Origin of the sequence: Segatella oris (assembly GCF_900637655.1) — a bacterium.
Classification (GTDB): Bacteria; Bacteroidota; Bacteroidia; order Bacteroidales; family Bacteroidaceae; genus Prevotella; species Prevotella oris.
Map to the genome: position 1 here is coordinate 2,388,143 of NZ_LR134384.1, position 16,617 is coordinate 2,404,759.

The following is a 16,617-nucleotide window of genomic DNA, read 5'->3' on the forward strand; positions in this document are numbered from 1 at the left end:
AAACTTTTAATTACTATTTTGTTTTATAAACAGATGAAGAGTCTATGAAAACCAACGAAAACAAGCAGGATTTCATCAAGCTTTACAATAAGGGAACGAAGCATGGCTTTGTCAAATCATTCCGCTTGAAGATATACATGAGCAAAGTTTCCAGACCATTTGAGATTGCAATCCCTTTCTTTTCATCTTGCAATCACAATTTAGCAAACAGCTATTGTGAGACTCATGAAAAAGTCTTACCTTTGCAACGAAAATCCAATAAAAAACATATTAAATCATTAAATATCACACTTATGGACACAAGTATGCTCATTTATCCTCTTTTAGTGTTTGTCATCGGATTTGCAGCCATGATATACATGAAGACAAAGGGACGCAACACAAAAGGTAATTATGTAGTGGCCGGACGCCAATACATAAAGAAGTTCTACCCAAATCTCGATGTTCAGCAATATGAAATCGTAGAAGGCAAGATTACTTACAGTATTACAGCTGTGCACATCCCCGTGCTCATCGCCTATAACCCAAGTGAGCTTTATTTGTTTCCCGTAGTCCGTAACATGACAGGTACGAAGCTCAACACCCCCGAAGGCTTAGAAGAACACAACGAACATATACCCGTCTTAAGTATTCAACAAATTGGAATAACAGAAAAGGGAGATAAAATGGCTTTCGTTGTCAGGGGAAAAGAAACCGTAATTAATTTCAGTAAGCGCAACTCTTTCAATGAAGATCAGAGTGAAGAAGTCAGTAACTTCTTGACAACGATGGCTCAAGCAGCCGACAACTAATAGGTCTTTGAATTTCAAAGATTGAGGTTTGAATTTTAAGATAGCCTTTCATCTACAAGCCATATCCTAAAGTTCAAACCCCAATCTTCAAAGTTTAATGTTTAATGTGCTTGCGAACAAGCTCTGAAACAGTCTTTCCATCCGCAGCATTCCATTTGGCTTTCACTTCTTTTATCACGTTCCCCATCTGCTTCTGCTCTATACCATCAGGATAGGAAGCAACGATGAAAGCCTCTATTTCTTCGTCTTTCGGAGCTGCAGGAAGCAGCGCTTCAAGTATCAAGTATTCGTTTCTTTCATTCTCGGCAAGGTCATTCCGGCCCGCATCAGCATACACTTTTTCAGACTCTTTGCGCTCTTTCACCATCTTACGGATAATCTGAATCTCGGCTGCATCATCTAAAGTCTTGGCGTCTTTTGCAGTATTGAATTTCAGAAACTCACTTTTCAAAAGGCGATAGACAGCAGCCTTTTCTTTCTCACCCGACTTCATCGAAGTCATAATCATCTTGTTGATTTCCTCGTTATACATGGTCGTTTATATTTAATTTGAAACTTCAGTTCATTTCCAACACCTGCAAAGATAGAAAATAATCAGCGAAAATGACCTCTAACGACTGCTAAGATAGTTAAAAAGACATTTTATCTGATGTTGACATTATACTGTTCTTTCGGCCTGTCATCATTGTTATCGTCATATTTAATCCAATGTCTGCACGTGCCTTTCAGCACAACATTGCCTGTTCCGTCAACGGATGTAGTGACCGTTCCGCAGTCCTTCACCCTCGCACGGATATCACCTGTGCCATCAATCGACAACTTCACGTCGGGCACTTTGACCATCGACAGCTTGATATCGCCCGTGCCATCGAGTGACGCATTGACCGACATTGCCTCGAGATAACCAATGCGAAGGTCGCCCGTTCCGTCTACAAAGCCCTTGAAATGATCGCAGACCAAAGTGTCAATCTGTATATCCCCAACGCCGTCGATTGTGGCCGATAAGTAGTCAGTATCAATCTTCTTGGCCTTGAAATCAGATACACCTTCCACCTTAAGTTCTGTCAAATCAGGGCCACTTACATAGACATCCACACCACTCCGCTTGTTTCCAAACAGGCTGAAATCATCTTTTTCCTCCATTTCGATAATGAGTTTGTCGCCCTTAAAGCTTACCCGCATGTGTTCAACCTCGGCTTTTGGACCCACAAGACGAATGCTCATCGAGTCTGATTGCGTATAGATAATATCACCAACCAAGTCGGCATCAATCTTCGAAAAATATTGAGCCTTGAGCACACGTGTTACTCGTGGCCCGTTAGGTTTACCCATCATGGCACGCATATCACCCGAACTTACATGACAAGAAGACAAAAACAAAAGCCCAATGGCCCAGAACAAAAACAAAGAGATACGTTTCATAAGCATTTTTCTAATTATTATTCCTGCCATTTAGACGCAGCACATGCGTGAAAAGTTGCAGGAGAAAACAAAATAAGATAAAATTACTTCAAACATCAGAAAATACAAAGAAAAAGCCGTAACTTTGTTTCCCAACAGACAATAAGCAACATGAAAGCCATTACTACAATGATTACGGCAGCGCTCAATGAGCGCTCTTCAGCAGAGAAACGTGAGATTTTCCCCCGCTTTTTCAAAACCGGGAAGGGTGAATATGGCGAGGGTGACAAGTTCATGGGCGTCACTGTGCCCAATGTGAGAGCCGTTGCGAAGTTGCATAAAGACATCACACACGATGAAATCAAAACCTTGCTGACGAGCGAATGGCATGAGGTGAGACTCTGTGCACTCCTCATCATGGTGGAGAAATGCCGGAAAGCAGATGACAACGAGCAGCAGAAACTCTTCAATCTCTACCTCTCACAAACCCGGCATATCAACAACTGGGACCTTGTAGACCTATCCGCCTGGCGCATTGTAGGGGTATATTTGCTTGACAAATCACGCGAAATCCTCTATAAGCTCGCACAAAGCAGCCTGTTATGGGACAACCGCATCGCTATCGTCTCTACCTTCGCATTCATCCGTGAAGGTCAACTTGAAGACACCTATGCCCTCTGCGACATCATGATGCAACATCCCCACGACCTCATGCACAAGGCATGTGGCTGGATGCTTCGCGAAGCGGGAAAGCGCAATCCGCAACGCCTTTACGACTATGTAGCCCAGCATCGCCACGAAATGCCGCGCATCATGCTCCGCTATGCCATAGAGAAGTTCTCACCCGAAGAGCGTAAAGCCCTGATGAAACCATAGAAAGAGCGAGGTAAAAGCAGTTAATGTTTTTTAAGAAAAAACTCAAAAATACTGACAACTTCAATCTGAATGTTTTTCAACAAAATTCAGTTGACCATCCAACTCGCGTCATTACAGCACACAATCTCTGTCGAAACACCTTGCCATCTGCGTCAGATCATCACGCAATTTGACGCATATTGCAAGGCCGTTTCATGTGATTTTACAGGCTTTCTAAAGCTTTTCACGGCATCGCATCATACATATAACGAAAAAAGGGAAAGCCCATGAAGACTTTCCCCGACACAAAGATAATCAATTTCAGATGCGAATGCAAATCTAATACGAAAGTAATTTACAAACAGAGCAATCCAACTCACAATGCTTCCACAAGGAAACAGATGTTGATTTGATTATATCTCACGGAGCATTGGAAAGCTGTTTGAACCATACGGACAGAACCGTTGCCCGATAACTGCCACACGAACAGTCGGCCTTCATCGGGAAAAACACCTCCCAACTGCATTTGATTGTTTTTTAAGAATATCACTTAAAAACTTCAACTTTACTTTTGTCTTCTTCAGTTTTTTACTATCTTTGCACATAATATATATTGAGACAAAGAATGAGATGAGTAATTTGGAACTGACTCATGTTCTGACACAGACCGTAAGCGAGCTTTCGAAGCCCGACTCTTTCAAGGGTTTGTGCCATCATCATCGTGACGGTTATCCGTTACCTTCGGGCAAGGCGCTCGAAGAAATCATCGATTTGTCGCGCGCTATCATCTTTCCTGGCTATTATGGAAAGTCGAATATCAACACACAGACCATTAAGTATCACATCGGAGTCAATGCCGAACGCTTGCAAAAGCTGCTTTTCGAACAGATTTTGGCAGGCCTCTGCTTCGTTGACATGTGTGAAGAGCCCGACTATGATAAGTTCATGGAGCGTAGAAAACAGGCCGAGACAATTTCTATTCAGCTTATTTCAAGACTGCCGGTCATACGCAAACTGCTCGCCACAGACGTAGAAGCAGCCTACAACGGAGACCCCGCAGCCGACAGTTTTGCCGAGATCATTTCGTGTTATCCCGTCATCAAAGCCATGACCAACTATCGCATTGCCCATGAACTTCATGAGATGCAGGTGCCGCTGATACCGCGAATGATGACAGAAATGGCCCATTCTGAGACAGGTATTGATATTCACCCGGGTGCACAGATTGGTGAATATTTCACGATAGATCATGGTACAGGTGTCGTCATTGGCGCCACCTGCATCATCGGCAAGCATGTAAAGCTCTATCAAGGTGTCACGTTGGGAGCCAAGAGTTTCCCACTCGACAAAGACGGAAAGCCTATAAAAGGCATTCCACGTCACCCCATATTGGAGGATAATGTGGTGGTCTATTCCAACGCAACCGTGCTGGGTCGCATCACGATAGGCAAGAGTTGTGTCATCGGAGCGAATACATGGGTGATGGAAGACATGCGTCCCAAGACCAAGAAATACAAGAAAATCAAGAAAGATATAATAGATATTCAATACAACAATGGAACAGGAATTTGAACTCATAGCCAAGACTTTCATGGGACTTGAACCCGTTTTGGCTCAGGAGCTCACCCAGTTGGGTGCCAACAATGTACAGACAGGCCGTCGAATGGTGTCGTTTACAGGTGATAAGGAGATGCTGTATCGGGCCAATTTCCAATTGCATACGGCCATCAGAATCCTCAAACCGATAGCTCACTTCAAGGCTCGCTCGGCAGAAGATATGTACGATGAGGTCAAAAAAATAGACTGGAGCCAATATATAGAGAAAGGAAAAACCTTCAGTGTAGACTCTGTTGTCTACTCCGAAGAGTTTCGCAACTCACGCTTTGTCACCTATAAAGTGAAGGATGCCATTGTTGACCAATTTCGCGAAAAGACCGGAACAAGGCCGAATATCAGTGTCAGCAATCCCGACATTCGCCTCAACATACACATTGCCGAGGACGATGCTACGCTGAGTCTTGACTCAAGCGGTGAGAGTCTTCACCGTCGCGGATACCGTCAGGAAAGTGTAGAAGCCCCGCTGAACGAGGTTCTTGCAGCCGGAATGATACTCATGAGTGGCTGGAAAGGCAATACAGATTTCATCGATCCTATGTGTGGTTCGGGGACGCTTCTCATTGAGGCAGCCCTCATTGCCCGTAATATCAGCCCGGGAGTATTCAGGAAAGAGTTTGCATTTGAAAAGTGGCCGGACTTTGATCAGGAGCTTTTTGACAGCATATATAATGATGATTCCCAGGAGAAAGAGTTCACACACCGTATCTACGGCTATGATGTTGACATGAAAGCTGTCAATACTGCACGTCTGAATGTCAAGGCAGCAGGACTCTCACAGATAGTAACTATGGAACAACAAGACTTCAAGGATTTCAAGAAACCTGCCGAAAAGAGCATTATCATCACAAATCCTCCCTATGGAGAACGCATCTCTACGTCCAACCTTTTAGGCACTTATAAGATGATTGGTGAACGCTTAAAGCATGAATTCGGAGGCAATGAGGCTTGGATTTTGAGCTATCGTGAAGAATGTTTCGACCAGATAGGTCTGAAGCCAAGCATCAAGATACCACTCTATAATGGCAGTTTGGAATGTGAATTCCGCAAGTATTCGCTTTTTGAAGGCAAGATGAAAGAGTTTCGTGCAGAGGGAGGTATCGTGAAGACTGCTGCTGAAAAGAAGGAAATGGCACAGAAACACCGCTTCAAGAAGAACCGAGAATTCACCAAACGACTCGATGAAGAGAGCAGCAATGAAGAGGGAGATATCCGCAGTTTCACTTTCCATAAGCATGAGATTGAAGGCTTTGACAACTGCAAAAAGCGTGGTGTGAGAGAGCGTGATAATGGTCGTGACAACGACAAAAAGCGTGAGAAACGCAACAATCGCTTTGGTGGACGCGATGAAAGAAAGGGTGGAAAGCGCTTTGATAAAGGCGGGAAACGCAGCGGTTTCAGTAAGGGAAGATCCCATTTTGACGAAGAGGATTAAACAATGAGAAAGTTTTTCATACTGATATTGACGATGGTTGCGGCATTAACAGTTCATGCACAGGGGTTAAAGCCTTTGACTTTAGAGGATTTGAACTTTGGAGGCACGAACTATCACAACATGATACCCAAGTCACGTTACACCACTTGGTGGGGCGATGAGCTTGTGCATCTTGACGTAGAAGCGTGCTATCTTGTCAACAAGGCAACGGGAAAAGAAAGCAAACTGTTTTCGCTTGCAGAACTTAACAAGTGGAGTGGCATGATGCTTCGTCATCTCTACAACATCAAATTCCCTGAAACAAGGAAATCACTTGTTTGGCTCAATGACGGCAAACAGCGCATATTGTTCGATTGGAAGAGCAGGAAAGCACTGTGGAAAGGTAATATCAGTATGGCAAAAGGTGCGCAGGCACAAGATTTCAACAGTGTTTCCAAGGCTTTGGCTTATGTGAAAGACAATCAACTTCACGTGGTCGATGCGCATGGAAACGACCATCAGCTGACCACGGACGGTAGCCGTGAAATCGTTTATGGACAGAGTGTGCATCGCAACGAGTTTGGAATTACGGGCGGACTCTTCTGGAACAACGACGGAACTCAGCTGGCATTCTATCGCATGGACCAAAGTATGGTGAGTGATTATCCGCAGGTTAACATTCCCGAACTCGATTGGAAACCGGCCGAAGGCCAAAGCCGTATCGCGACACTTGAGCCAGATAAATATCCCATGGCAGGCGAAAAGAGCCATAAAGTGACCGTCGGCATCTACAATCTTGCCACAGAAAAGGTTACTTATCTTGCTGTAGGAGACCCTACCGACCGTTATTTTACGAATATCAGCTGGGCACCTGACAACAAAACGCTTTACATGTTTGAACTCAACCGCGACCAGAATGACTGCCGATTGATGAGCTATGACACCACAACCGGCAATCCGATTGCAGAGATTTATCATGAAACTGACGCAAAATATGTAGAACCTCAACATCCTATTACATTCCTTCCATGGGACAACAACAAGTTTATTCTCTGGAGTCAAAAGGACGGGTACATGCATCTCTACTTATATAATAAGGAGGGAAAAGAGGTTTCTCAGCTCACAAAAGGAAAGTGGGTTGTGATGGAACTCTTAGGTTTTGACACTAAAAACAAACGGATTTTCATTGAAGGAAATGCGTGCAGTCCCATTCAGAAGAATATATTTGCAATTGATTTAGCAACGGGTAAGCAGGCTTTAATTGATATAAATGGTAAAGGTTGGCATTCAGGAAGCTTGAGTGTAAGTGGTAAATACATCGTTGATAACTATCAGACGCCCGATATTCCCCGCGACATTACTATCGTGAATACCACAAATGGAAAGTCAACAAGCTATTTCAAAGCGGCCAATCCATGGCAAGGATACACGGTTCCTACCTATGAATGTGGCTCAATTAAGGCAGCTGACGGCACAACTAACCTTTACTACCGAATGGTTAAGCCTGTAAATTTCAATCCAAATAAGAAATATCCCACCATTGTTTATGTCTATGGAGGCCCTCATGCCCATAATGTTGATGCACGTTGGCATTATTGCAGTCGCGGTTGGGAAACCTACATGGCCGAGAAAGGCTATCTGCTTTTCATTCTTGACAACCGTGGAAGCGAGAACAGAGGCAAGGAATTTGAACAAGCAACCTATCGACATTTGGGCGAAGAGGAAATGAAAGACCAGATGGAAGGCGTTAAATTTCTCAAGACTTTGCCTTATGTGGATGCACAACGCTTAGGAATACACGGTTGGAGTTTCGGCGGTTTCATGACCATTAACCTAATGACTACCTACCCGGATGTATTCAAAGTGGGTGTAGCGGGTGGCCCGGTAATCGATTGGAAATGGTATGAAGTGATGTATGGAGAGCGCTATATGGACACACCGCAAGCCAATCCGGAGGGTTATGCGGCTTGTAGTCTGCTGCCAAAAGCCAAGAACTTGAAAGGGAAATTAGAGATTATCATCGGTCTCAACGACCCTGTTGTTGTTCCACAGCATGCATTCTCTTTCTTGAAAGCCTGCATTGCAGCCGGTACCCAGCCTGATTTCTTCGTCTATCCCGGTGAGCCTCACAACATGAGAGGACATCAGAGCGTGCATCTGCACGAACGTATCAGTCAGTATTTCTTTGATTATTTAAAATAAATTCCTATCATGAAACTGTTGTTGTTAGGTGGAGGCGGCCGCGAACACGCCTTGGCATGGAAGATTGCACAGAGCAAAAAGTGTGACAAGTTGTTTATTGCGCCAGGCAATGCCGGCACAACTGACTGCGGTGAAAACGTCAATATCAAGGCTGATGACTTTGAAAAATTAAAAGAATTTGCTGTAGAGAAAGCTATCGACATGGTGGTTGTCGGTCCCGAAGATCCATTGGTAAAAGGAATCTACGACAGCTTTAAACATGATAAACGGACTCAACACATCCCCGTGATTGGCCCATCCAAGGCCGGCGCCATACTTGAAGGAAGCAAAGACTTCGCTAAAGGTTTCATGCAACGCCACCATATTCCAACTGCAAAGTATCAGACTTTTGATGGTACAACGCTTGCAGAAGGGCTTCAATTCCTTGAGACCTTACAGCCCCCTTACGTGTTGAAAGCTGATGGGCTCTGTGCAGGAAAGGGCGTATTGATACTTCCAACACTCGAAGAAGCAAAGAAAGAGCTACGTGAAATGCTTGCAGGCATGTTTGGGAATGCCAGTGCACAGGTGGTCATTGAAGAGTTCTTGAGCGGTATTGAATGCAGTGTTTTCGTGCTTACCGACGGTAAAAACTATAAGATTTTGCCTGAAGCTAAGGATTACAAACGCATTGGAGAGCACGACACGGGCCTCAATACGGGCGGTATGGGCAGCGTTTCACCCGTTCCATTTGCCACAAAAGAGTGGATGAAGAAAGTGGAAGACCGCATCATTCGCCCAACTGTTGAAGGTCTTGCTGACGAGGGAATAGATTATAAAGGCTTCATCTTCTTCGGGCTTATCAACGTTGCCGGCGAACCCATGGTTATCGAATACAACTGCCGTATGGGTGATCCAGAGACAGAAAGCGTAATGCTTCGCTTGAAGAGTGATATCGTAGACCTGTTTGAAGGCATTGCTCATGGCGATCTTGACAAGCGGGAAATAGAGTTCGATGAACGTGCAGCAGTCTGTGTGATGCTTGTCAGTGGTGGCTATCCCGAGGCATACAAGAAAGGCTATCCTATCACTGGGCTTGACAAGGTGGACGGAAGTATCGTCTTCCACAGTGGAACAGCCTGCAAAGATGGCCGCATCGTGACCAACGGCGGACGCGTTATTGCCGTTTCATCCTATGGAAAAGACAAGGAAGAAGCCCTGCAAAAGAGTTTCAAGGAAGCACAGAAAATTCAGTTTACTGATAAATATTTCAGAAAAGATATAGGCAAAGACCTCTAAATGACAAGGAAAAGAAGACAGGAAAGAATAGCAACAAGCAGGCTGACACTGCCTTTGACAGCCCTTTATGGCGCTGTTGTTGCATTGCTTGCAGGCGCCGTTCAGCAAGGATTATGGGTGCAGGCGGCCTGTCTTTTCATTGCCACAGAAACGATAGCCATGCTCAACAACCACTATTCGCTTACCAGAGTGTATAGTCGGATGCTGTCATGTACCTACTTGATGCTGTCATCTGCGGTTTGTTTCCGTGGCACAAATACGAACGAAAGCATTGTAACCCTATGCTTCATTGCTTTCTATTTCATCATTTTCCAAGCCTATCAAAACCGCAGGGGAGCAGGCCCTGTGTTCTATGCCTTTGCTATGATTGGTATTGCCAGCATCTTCTTCGTCAAAATTCTCTATTTTGTTCCTTTCCTTTGGATTGCTCTTGCTGCCTACATTTTGGCTTTCAGTCTCCGCACCTTCACAGCATCCATTCTCGGATTGCTGTTCCCCTACTGGTTCGTGGCAGGCTACTATGTCTACACCCACAATCTTCCAAGCCTGCTTTCCCACTTCACAGAACTTGCAGTCTTCGGTGACATCAGCAACTACCAGCATGTCACCGAGCATCAAGCCGTTACCTTTTTCTTCGTTGCTTTCCTTGGACTGACAGGGATTATTCATTTCCTACGCAACAGCTATAAGGACAAAATAAAAGTCCGTATGTTCTATGAGACGTTCATTACCCTGCATGTTGCCACGATGCTTTTCATCATCTTGCAGCCTCAGCACTATGATTTTCTCATTCACATCATGATCATTACCACTGCAGTATTATTTGGACACTTCCTTGCTTTGACCCGAACATGGCTCACAAACATAGCTTTTCATCTGGTCATCGTGCTCATATTGCTGCTCACAGCTTATAATTTATGGATGCCATCATTGCTTTTTTAATAGACTGGGGCTATTGGGGCATGCTCCTTTCTGCCTTTCTTGCCGGCAGTTTCTTCCCTTTCAGCAGCGAGGCTGTCATGTTGGGTTTGCTCGCAGCAGGACTGAAACCATGGCCTCTCATCCTTTATGCGACCGTAGGAAATGTAATGGGTGGGCTATTCAACTATGGCATCGGACACATGGGACGCATGGACTGGATTGAGAAATATCTGCATGTAAAGCCCGAAAGTCTCAACAAAGCACAGCGCTTCATGGCCGGCCACGGCGCATGGATGGGCTTCTTTGCTTTCCTGCCTATCATTGGGAGTGCCATTACAATCGTATTAGGACTGATGCGTTCCAACCTGTTTATCTCGACGATCAGCATCACAGCAGGAAAATTCGCACGCTATCTTGTCCTTGCTTTCTCGGCAGCAACCCTGACCGCTTGCAGTTTTTCATCACCCAAAGTCAGCCGGGAAATTACCGTAAGCATAGAGCCGTTGCGCTATTTCACCCAACAGATTGCCGGCAATCGCTTTACGGTTGTAACGATGGTTCCAGGCGGAATGAGTCCTGAGACCTATGAGCCCACAGCCCGACAAATGGCCAATCTCAACGAAAGTGCACTCTACATGAAAGTCGGACAGATAGGTTTTGAACGCACATGGATGGCAAAACTCAAATCGAATGCACCTCATACACGATTTATAGACACTTCAGAAGGCATCACTCCTGCACAGACTATCAATGGCATTACAGACCCCCACACCTGGATGAGTTGCCGAAATGCCAGAGTGATTGCCCGCAACATATACCTTGCCTTGAAACAGACGGATGCCAAAGACAGTGCATATTACAAGAAAAATCTACAGAAACTGCTTACCGTCATTGAGCAGACCGACAGAGAAGTAAAGTCTGCATTGGCCGGAAAATCAAAGGCTTTCCTCATCTATCACCCCATACTTACGTATTTTGCACGCGACTATCAACTCACTCAAATCCCTATCGAAGAGGAAGGACGCGAGCCAAGTGCCAACCAATTACAGGCCATCATCCGCTTGTCGCGCCAGCAGAAAGTGAAGACACTCTTTATTCAAAAACAGTTCGCCAACCGCAATACAACTATCGTTTCACAAGATACGGGGATTCCATCTACCGAGATTAATCCGCTCGATTATCATTGGAATCTGCAAATGATAAACATCGCACGAACCATAAAATGAGTCAACCCATTATACAACTCCATGACATCACTGCTGCATACCCAGAGAAAACAGCGCTCAAGAATGTCAATCTGACGGTCTACGATGACGATTATCTCGGCATCATCGGCCCTAACGGAGGTGGCAAAACCACCCTCATCAAGATTATCCTCGGCCTGCTGAAGCCCAAGGAAGGCACGATTAAATTTTTCAAGAACGGCCAGGAAGCTGACCATATCCGCATGGGTTATCTGCCACAATACACAGACATTGACCGCCGATTTCCTATCAGCGTTGAAGACGTTGTGCTCTCGGGATTGAAGAAAAGGCTTTTCCATGGCTATACAGATGCCCAACGTGAACAAGCCAAGGAAACCATCAACCGCATGGAACTCGATGATCTACAACGGCAACCTATAGGGACATTGAGCGGCGGACAGCTGCAACGCGTGCTTCTGGCGCGTGCCATCGTACAACAACCCGATGTGCTTATCCTCGACGAACCTAACACCTATATCGACAAACGCTTTCAAGAACAGATGTATGAAATGCTGAATGATCTCAATCAGCAATGTGCCATTGTCATGGTGAGCCACGATATTGCGGAGATACTACACAATGTCAAACACATTGCCTGCGTCAATGAGAGTCTGCATTATCATGAAACAACCGACCTCCCACAGGAGAAGTTAGAGGAGCATTTCCTTAAAATATAACGTCGAATTACCTTATTTATATTTCATTCTCTATCACTTCGCAAGCTTAAAAGAAGCTTTTTATAACTCTCCATGCGTTACTATCTTCCCTTTTATGGGTGAAACCATGCGCTGCTTTTTATGAAACCATGTGCTATATCAACCCGAAAGAATAAAGAAGAGATTAGTACTTCATCCTCATATTTGTAAAGATTATTAGTCAAAAAAACACCCTTTTAAATTCCGTGATTTAGAGAATAGAAGGCAAGAAAAAAGCACTTATCTTCTCAAAAACAGCGACATACCACGCCTTTTGTGTCATTTCAACTTGCAATCTGCATCAAAACACGCTGCTGTTTGATGCAAAAGACGAGATCATCTGACGCATTTCAGCACCCAACATGACGCAAAACACAAGACTTTTTGCCGTTATTTTTTCTCCTTTTCTCCTTGATTTTTTCTATCTTTCTGATTGCCAACACATTAATAAGTGGGCTTAAAACTCGCGTATTTTCAAACGAAAAAGTTCCTGTTCTGAATATCGTAAGCATTTGAGACCTTTTGTAAAATAAAATCATGAACATGGAGTTGGCTTCACAGAAAATTCCTGTTACCGCAAGTTACAAGTTCAAAGTCCCAACTTATTGCATTCAGGCGTCCTCTTAAGCAATTCTAAATCAAAGACAAAATGGCTCGTACGGCGACAGAAACACACATAAACAACGCCGCATATGGGTTCACCCATCTGACATTTCACTGACAAACCACTTAAAAAAGTGAAATATAAGCAGTTTATGTTCAACAAGACAAGCGAGTTTTCATGAAATGTATTATCTTTGCATCACTATTTCGAAATAATACATTATTTTAATAAATGAAACAGTACAAGTTAGTAGACAATGTGCTGGGGTGGCTTGCTTTTCTGATTGCCGCCTTTGTCTATTGCTCTACAATCGAACCGACAGCCAGCTTTTGGGACTGCCCAGAGTTTATCACTACAGGTTACAAACTTGAAATCGGACACCCACCCGGGGCACCGTTCTTCATGTTAACGGCCAATCTCTTTTCGCAGTTTGTCAGCAATCCGTCTGATGTTGCACGCATGGTCAACACGATGAGTGCGCTATTGAGTGCGACAACCATTCTGTTCCTCTTTTGGACGGTGACCCATCTGACACGGAAACTGATACTGAAAGACTGGAGTGAACTCACTACAGCAAAGATGATTATCATCGAAGGAGCCGGTCTTGTGGGCGCACTCATCTATGCTTTCAGCGATACCTTCTGGTTTTCAGCCGTTGAAGGCGAAGTTTATGCCTATTCATCTGCCTTCACTGCAATCGTGTTCTGGCTCATTCTGAAATGGGAAGACCATGCCGACGAACCTCACAGTGACCGCTGGCTCGTGCTCATCACCTATATGACAGGCCTCAGCATCGGTGTGCATTTGCTCAACCTGCTGTGTATCCCGGCTATCGTTCTCGTGTTCTGCTATCGCAAATTCCCGAACATCGAACTGAAAGGCTCGCTCATTGCACTCTTCATTTCATTCGTTCTTGTGGCTGCAGTGCTCTATGGCGTAGTGCCAGGTATTATCACCGTGGGCGGTTGGTTTGAGTTGTTGTTTGTCAATGTGCTTGGATGTCCGTTCAATACAGGTGAGATTATCTACATTCTTCTGCTTGTTGCAACTGTGCTTTGGGCCATTTATGAAAGCTATACCGACAAGAGTGAGAAGCGAACCAACATCTCGTTTGTTGCTTCTGTGGCCATGCTGGGCATTCCATTCTATGGTTTCGGTTGGTCGGCTGTGGTCATTGGTGTCGTTATTCTGGCGCTCATTTGGTTTGCACTGAACTACAAACACACTGTTGACAAGAAGAAAGTGAGCTATGTAACTGCACGCATCAAGAACACAACCCTGCTCTGCATGCTGATGCTGATGATTGGTTATTCAAGCTATGCACTCATCGTTATCCGCTCTACGGCCAATCCTCCGATGGACCAGAACTCACCGGAAGACATCTTCACCTTGGGTAGTTATCTGAGTCGCGACCAGTATGGTGACCGTCCATTAGTCTATGGTCAGGCTTACACTTCACAGGTGGCACTGCAAGTAGACGGCAATATGTGCAAGCCAAAGATGACAGAAGGTGCCCCCATCTATGCCCGCAAAGAGAAAGCCAACGCTGATGAGAAAGACTCATACTTCGTTGTAAGTCACAAGAATAAATACCAATATGCGCAGAACATGCTCTTCCCACGCATGTATGATCAGGCACATGCACAGGCTTATGAGCAATGGATGGGCGGTGTTGATGGCTATGATGTCGCTTATGACCGCTGTGGAGAGCCTATAACTGTAAAGATACCGACTCAAGTTGAGAATATCCGTTTCTTCCTTTCTTACCAGTGTAACTTCATGTATTGGCGCTACTTCATGTGGAACTTCGCCGGACGTCAGAATGACATACAAGGTAATGGTGAACTTGAACACGGCAACTGGATTACCGGTATTCCGTTTATTGACAATGCTCGGTTAGGCGATCAAAGCAAACTTCCAGCCGATCTGCAAAACAACAAAGGGCATAACGTGTTCTATTGTCTTCCACTTCTTCTGGGAATCATAGGACTTTTCTGGCAAGCATGGCGTGGAAAGCGTGGCATCCGACAGTTCTGGGTAGTGTTCTTCCTATTCTTTATGACGGGTTTGGCTATTGTTATCTATCTCAACCAGACTCCAATGCAGCCACGTGAGCGTGATTATGCCTACGCAGGTTCATTCTATGCGTTTGCCATCTGGTGTGGTATTGGTGTGGCTGCAATCTATGATTTGCTCAAGAAGTACACACATATCAACGAGAAAGTGCTGGCTACTGCCGTTTCAATCTTAGCGTTGTTGGTTCCTATCCAAATGGTGAGCCAGACATGGGATGACCACGATCGCAGTGGCAGATATACCTGCCGAGACTTTGGGCAGAACTATCTGATGACCTTGCAGGATAAGGGTAATCCCATTATCTTCACCAATGGCGACAACGATACGTTCCCACTTTGGTACAATCAAGAAGTAGAAGGTGTCAGAACCGATGCCCGGGTGTGCAACCTGAGCTATTTAGCTACCGATTGGTACATTGACCAAATGAAGCGACCTGCCTATAATTCGCCGGCTGTTCCTATCAGTTGGCCACGCATAGACTTCTGTTCGGGTACGAATGACTATATCACTGTGCAGCCGGACGCTAAGAAACAGATACTCCAGTTCTACAAGGAAAACCCCGCACAAGCTAAGGCGCAGTTTGGTGATGAACCGTTCGAACTGAAGAATATCATGAAATATTGGGTGCGTTCCAAGGATGCCGATATGCACTTTATCCCTACAGATACCGTGTATGTAACAATAGATAAAAAAGCCGTAAGGCGCAGTGGAATGCTCATGCCGTCTGATTCTATCCCTGAAAAGATGGTGATTTCGCTTGCAGGTAAGAACGCATTATACAAGAACGACTTGATGATGCTCGAGATGATTGCCCAATGTAATTGGACACGTCCTATCTATGTGGCCCTCACTGTGGGTGAAGAAAACTACATGAACTTAGGTAACAACTTCATTCAGGAAGGTTTGGCAAACCGCATTACGCCGTTCACGACCAACGTTGATGGCAAGGTTGTCAAGGGAATGACCAACTTTGATACGGCTAAAACCTATCGAAATCTGATGACTCGGTATAAGTTTGGCGGTCTGAAGACTAAGGGGCTCTATATTGATGAAACCGTAATGCATATGTGTTATACCCACCGCCGTATCTTCGCTCAGCTGGCTAAACAGCTCATCATGGAGCATAAAGACAAGCAGGCATTGGCAGTTTTGAACAAATGCGTGGCAGAGATACCTTCTTACAACGTGCCCAACAACTACGTAAGTGGCAGTCTTGACCTTGCAGAATGCTATGCTATTCTGGGCCAGAAAGCTAAAGCTAAAGAGTTGTTCAATGATGTATGGAAGAACTCCACACAATATATGAACTGGTATCTGAGTCTTGACGGTAACAATTTTGCCCAATCCATGAGCGACTGTCTACGCGAAATGTCGATTATGCAGAAGTGTAATAAAGTGGCAGTCCTCATTGATGCGAAGCTTGCACAGCGCACGGGACAACAGTTCCAGAGCCTGTTTAACATGTATCGTGGCAAGGGAGGCATACTTCCAAGCCACAACAACTGAAGCATAGAGGAATAAA

At 44.8% G+C, this 16,617-nt stretch carries 13 protein-coding genes; 10 read left to right on the forward strand and 3 right to left on the reverse strand.

Annotation, left to right across the window (positions count from 1 at the left end; all coding sequences use genetic code 11):
* Nucleotides 1-293: 293 nt before the first annotated feature.
* Nucleotides 294-791: a hypothetical protein gene (locus EL210_RS09925; protein WP_004372246.1), complete on the forward strand. Its 498-nt coding sequence runs from the start codon at nucleotides 294-296 to the stop codon at nucleotides 789-791.
* Between the two features lie 94 nt (nucleotides 792-885).
* Here the strand turns inward: EL210_RS09925 and EL210_RS09930 are convergent, their stop codons facing one another.
* Together EL210_RS09930 and EL210_RS09935 are read right to left on the reverse strand one after the other, a co-directional pair.
* The gene (locus tag EL210_RS09930) at nucleotides 886-1,323 is read right to left on the reverse strand and encodes a GatB/YqeY domain-containing protein (protein ID WP_004372244.1); all 438 of its coding nucleotides are present in this window, start codon (nucleotides 1,321-1,323) and stop codon (nucleotides 886-888) included.
* Between the two features lie 110 nt (nucleotides 1,324-1,433).
* Entirely contained in the window at nucleotides 1,434-2,213 is a 780-nt protein-coding gene (locus tag EL210_RS09935; RefSeq protein ID WP_232000328.1) for a GIN domain-containing protein, read from the reverse strand.
* Nucleotides 2,214-2,363: 150 nt separating this feature from the next.
* On the opposite strand from EL210_RS09935, the gene EL210_RS09940 reads away from it, so the two are divergent.
* The gene (locus tag EL210_RS09940) at nucleotides 2,364-3,068 is read left to right on the forward strand and encodes a DNA alkylation repair protein (protein WP_018920890.1); all 705 of its coding nucleotides are present in this window, start codon (nucleotides 2,364-2,366) and stop codon (nucleotides 3,066-3,068) included.
* A 355-nt stretch (nucleotides 3,069-3,423) separates the two neighbouring features.
* Here EL210_RS09940 and EL210_RS13620 read toward each other — a convergent pair whose 3' ends face one another.
* Entirely contained in the window at nucleotides 3,424-3,597 is a 174-nt protein-coding gene (locus EL210_RS13620; protein WP_154649977.1) for a hypothetical protein, read from the reverse strand.
* Nucleotides 3,598-3,677: 80 nt separating this feature from the next.
* Here EL210_RS13620 and EL210_RS09945 point away from each other — a divergent pair, with 80 nt between their 5' ends.
* From EL210_RS09945 to EL210_RS09980, 8 genes are all read left to right on the forward strand, one after another.
* Nucleotides 3,678-4,619, forward strand: a complete 942-nt coding sequence (locus tag EL210_RS09945) for a serine O-acetyltransferase (protein ID WP_004372232.1) — start codon at nucleotides 3,678-3,680, stop codon at nucleotides 4,617-4,619.
* A complete protein-coding gene (locus EL210_RS09950) occupies nucleotides 4,603-6,096 on the forward strand; it encodes a THUMP domain-containing class I SAM-dependent RNA methyltransferase (RefSeq protein ID WP_018920888.1) in 1,494 nt (497 codons plus the stop codon). Before EL210_RS09945 ends, EL210_RS09950 begins: the two co-directional genes overlap by 17 nt.
* A 3-nt stretch (nucleotides 6,097-6,099) precedes the next feature.
* The gene (locus EL210_RS09955) at nucleotides 6,100-8,277 is read left to right on the forward strand and encodes a S9 family peptidase (RefSeq protein ID WP_025879680.1); all 2,178 of its coding nucleotides are present in this window, start codon (nucleotides 6,100-6,102) and stop codon (nucleotides 8,275-8,277) included.
* Nucleotides 8,278-8,286: 9 nt separating this feature from the next.
* The gene (purD, locus tag EL210_RS09960) at nucleotides 8,287-9,555 is read left to right on the forward strand and encodes a phosphoribosylamine--glycine ligase (RefSeq protein ID WP_018920886.1); all 1,269 of its coding nucleotides are present in this window, start codon (nucleotides 8,287-8,289) and stop codon (nucleotides 9,553-9,555) included.
* A complete protein-coding gene (locus EL210_RS09965; protein ID WP_004376868.1) occupies nucleotides 9,556-10,497 on the forward strand; it encodes a hypothetical protein in 942 nt (313 codons plus the stop codon). It begins immediately after the preceding gene.
* Nucleotides 10,473-11,702, forward strand: a complete 1,230-nt coding sequence (locus EL210_RS09970) for a metal ABC transporter solute-binding protein, Zn/Mn family (protein WP_018920885.1) — start codon at nucleotides 10,473-10,475, stop codon at nucleotides 11,700-11,702. Before EL210_RS09965 ends, EL210_RS09970 begins: the two co-directional genes overlap by 25 nt.
* A complete protein-coding gene (locus tag EL210_RS09975) occupies nucleotides 11,699-12,397 on the forward strand; it encodes a metal ABC transporter ATP-binding protein (protein WP_018920884.1) in 699 nt (232 codons plus the stop codon). Before EL210_RS09970 ends, EL210_RS09975 begins: the two co-directional genes overlap by 4 nt.
* A gap of 853 nt (nucleotides 12,398-13,250) precedes the next feature.
* Nucleotides 13,251-16,601, forward strand: coding sequence for a protein O-mannosyl-transferase family (locus tag EL210_RS09980; protein WP_018920883.1), 3,351 nt, complete (start codon nucleotides 13,251-13,253; stop codon nucleotides 16,599-16,601).
* Nucleotides 16,602-16,617 lie beyond the last annotated feature (16 nt).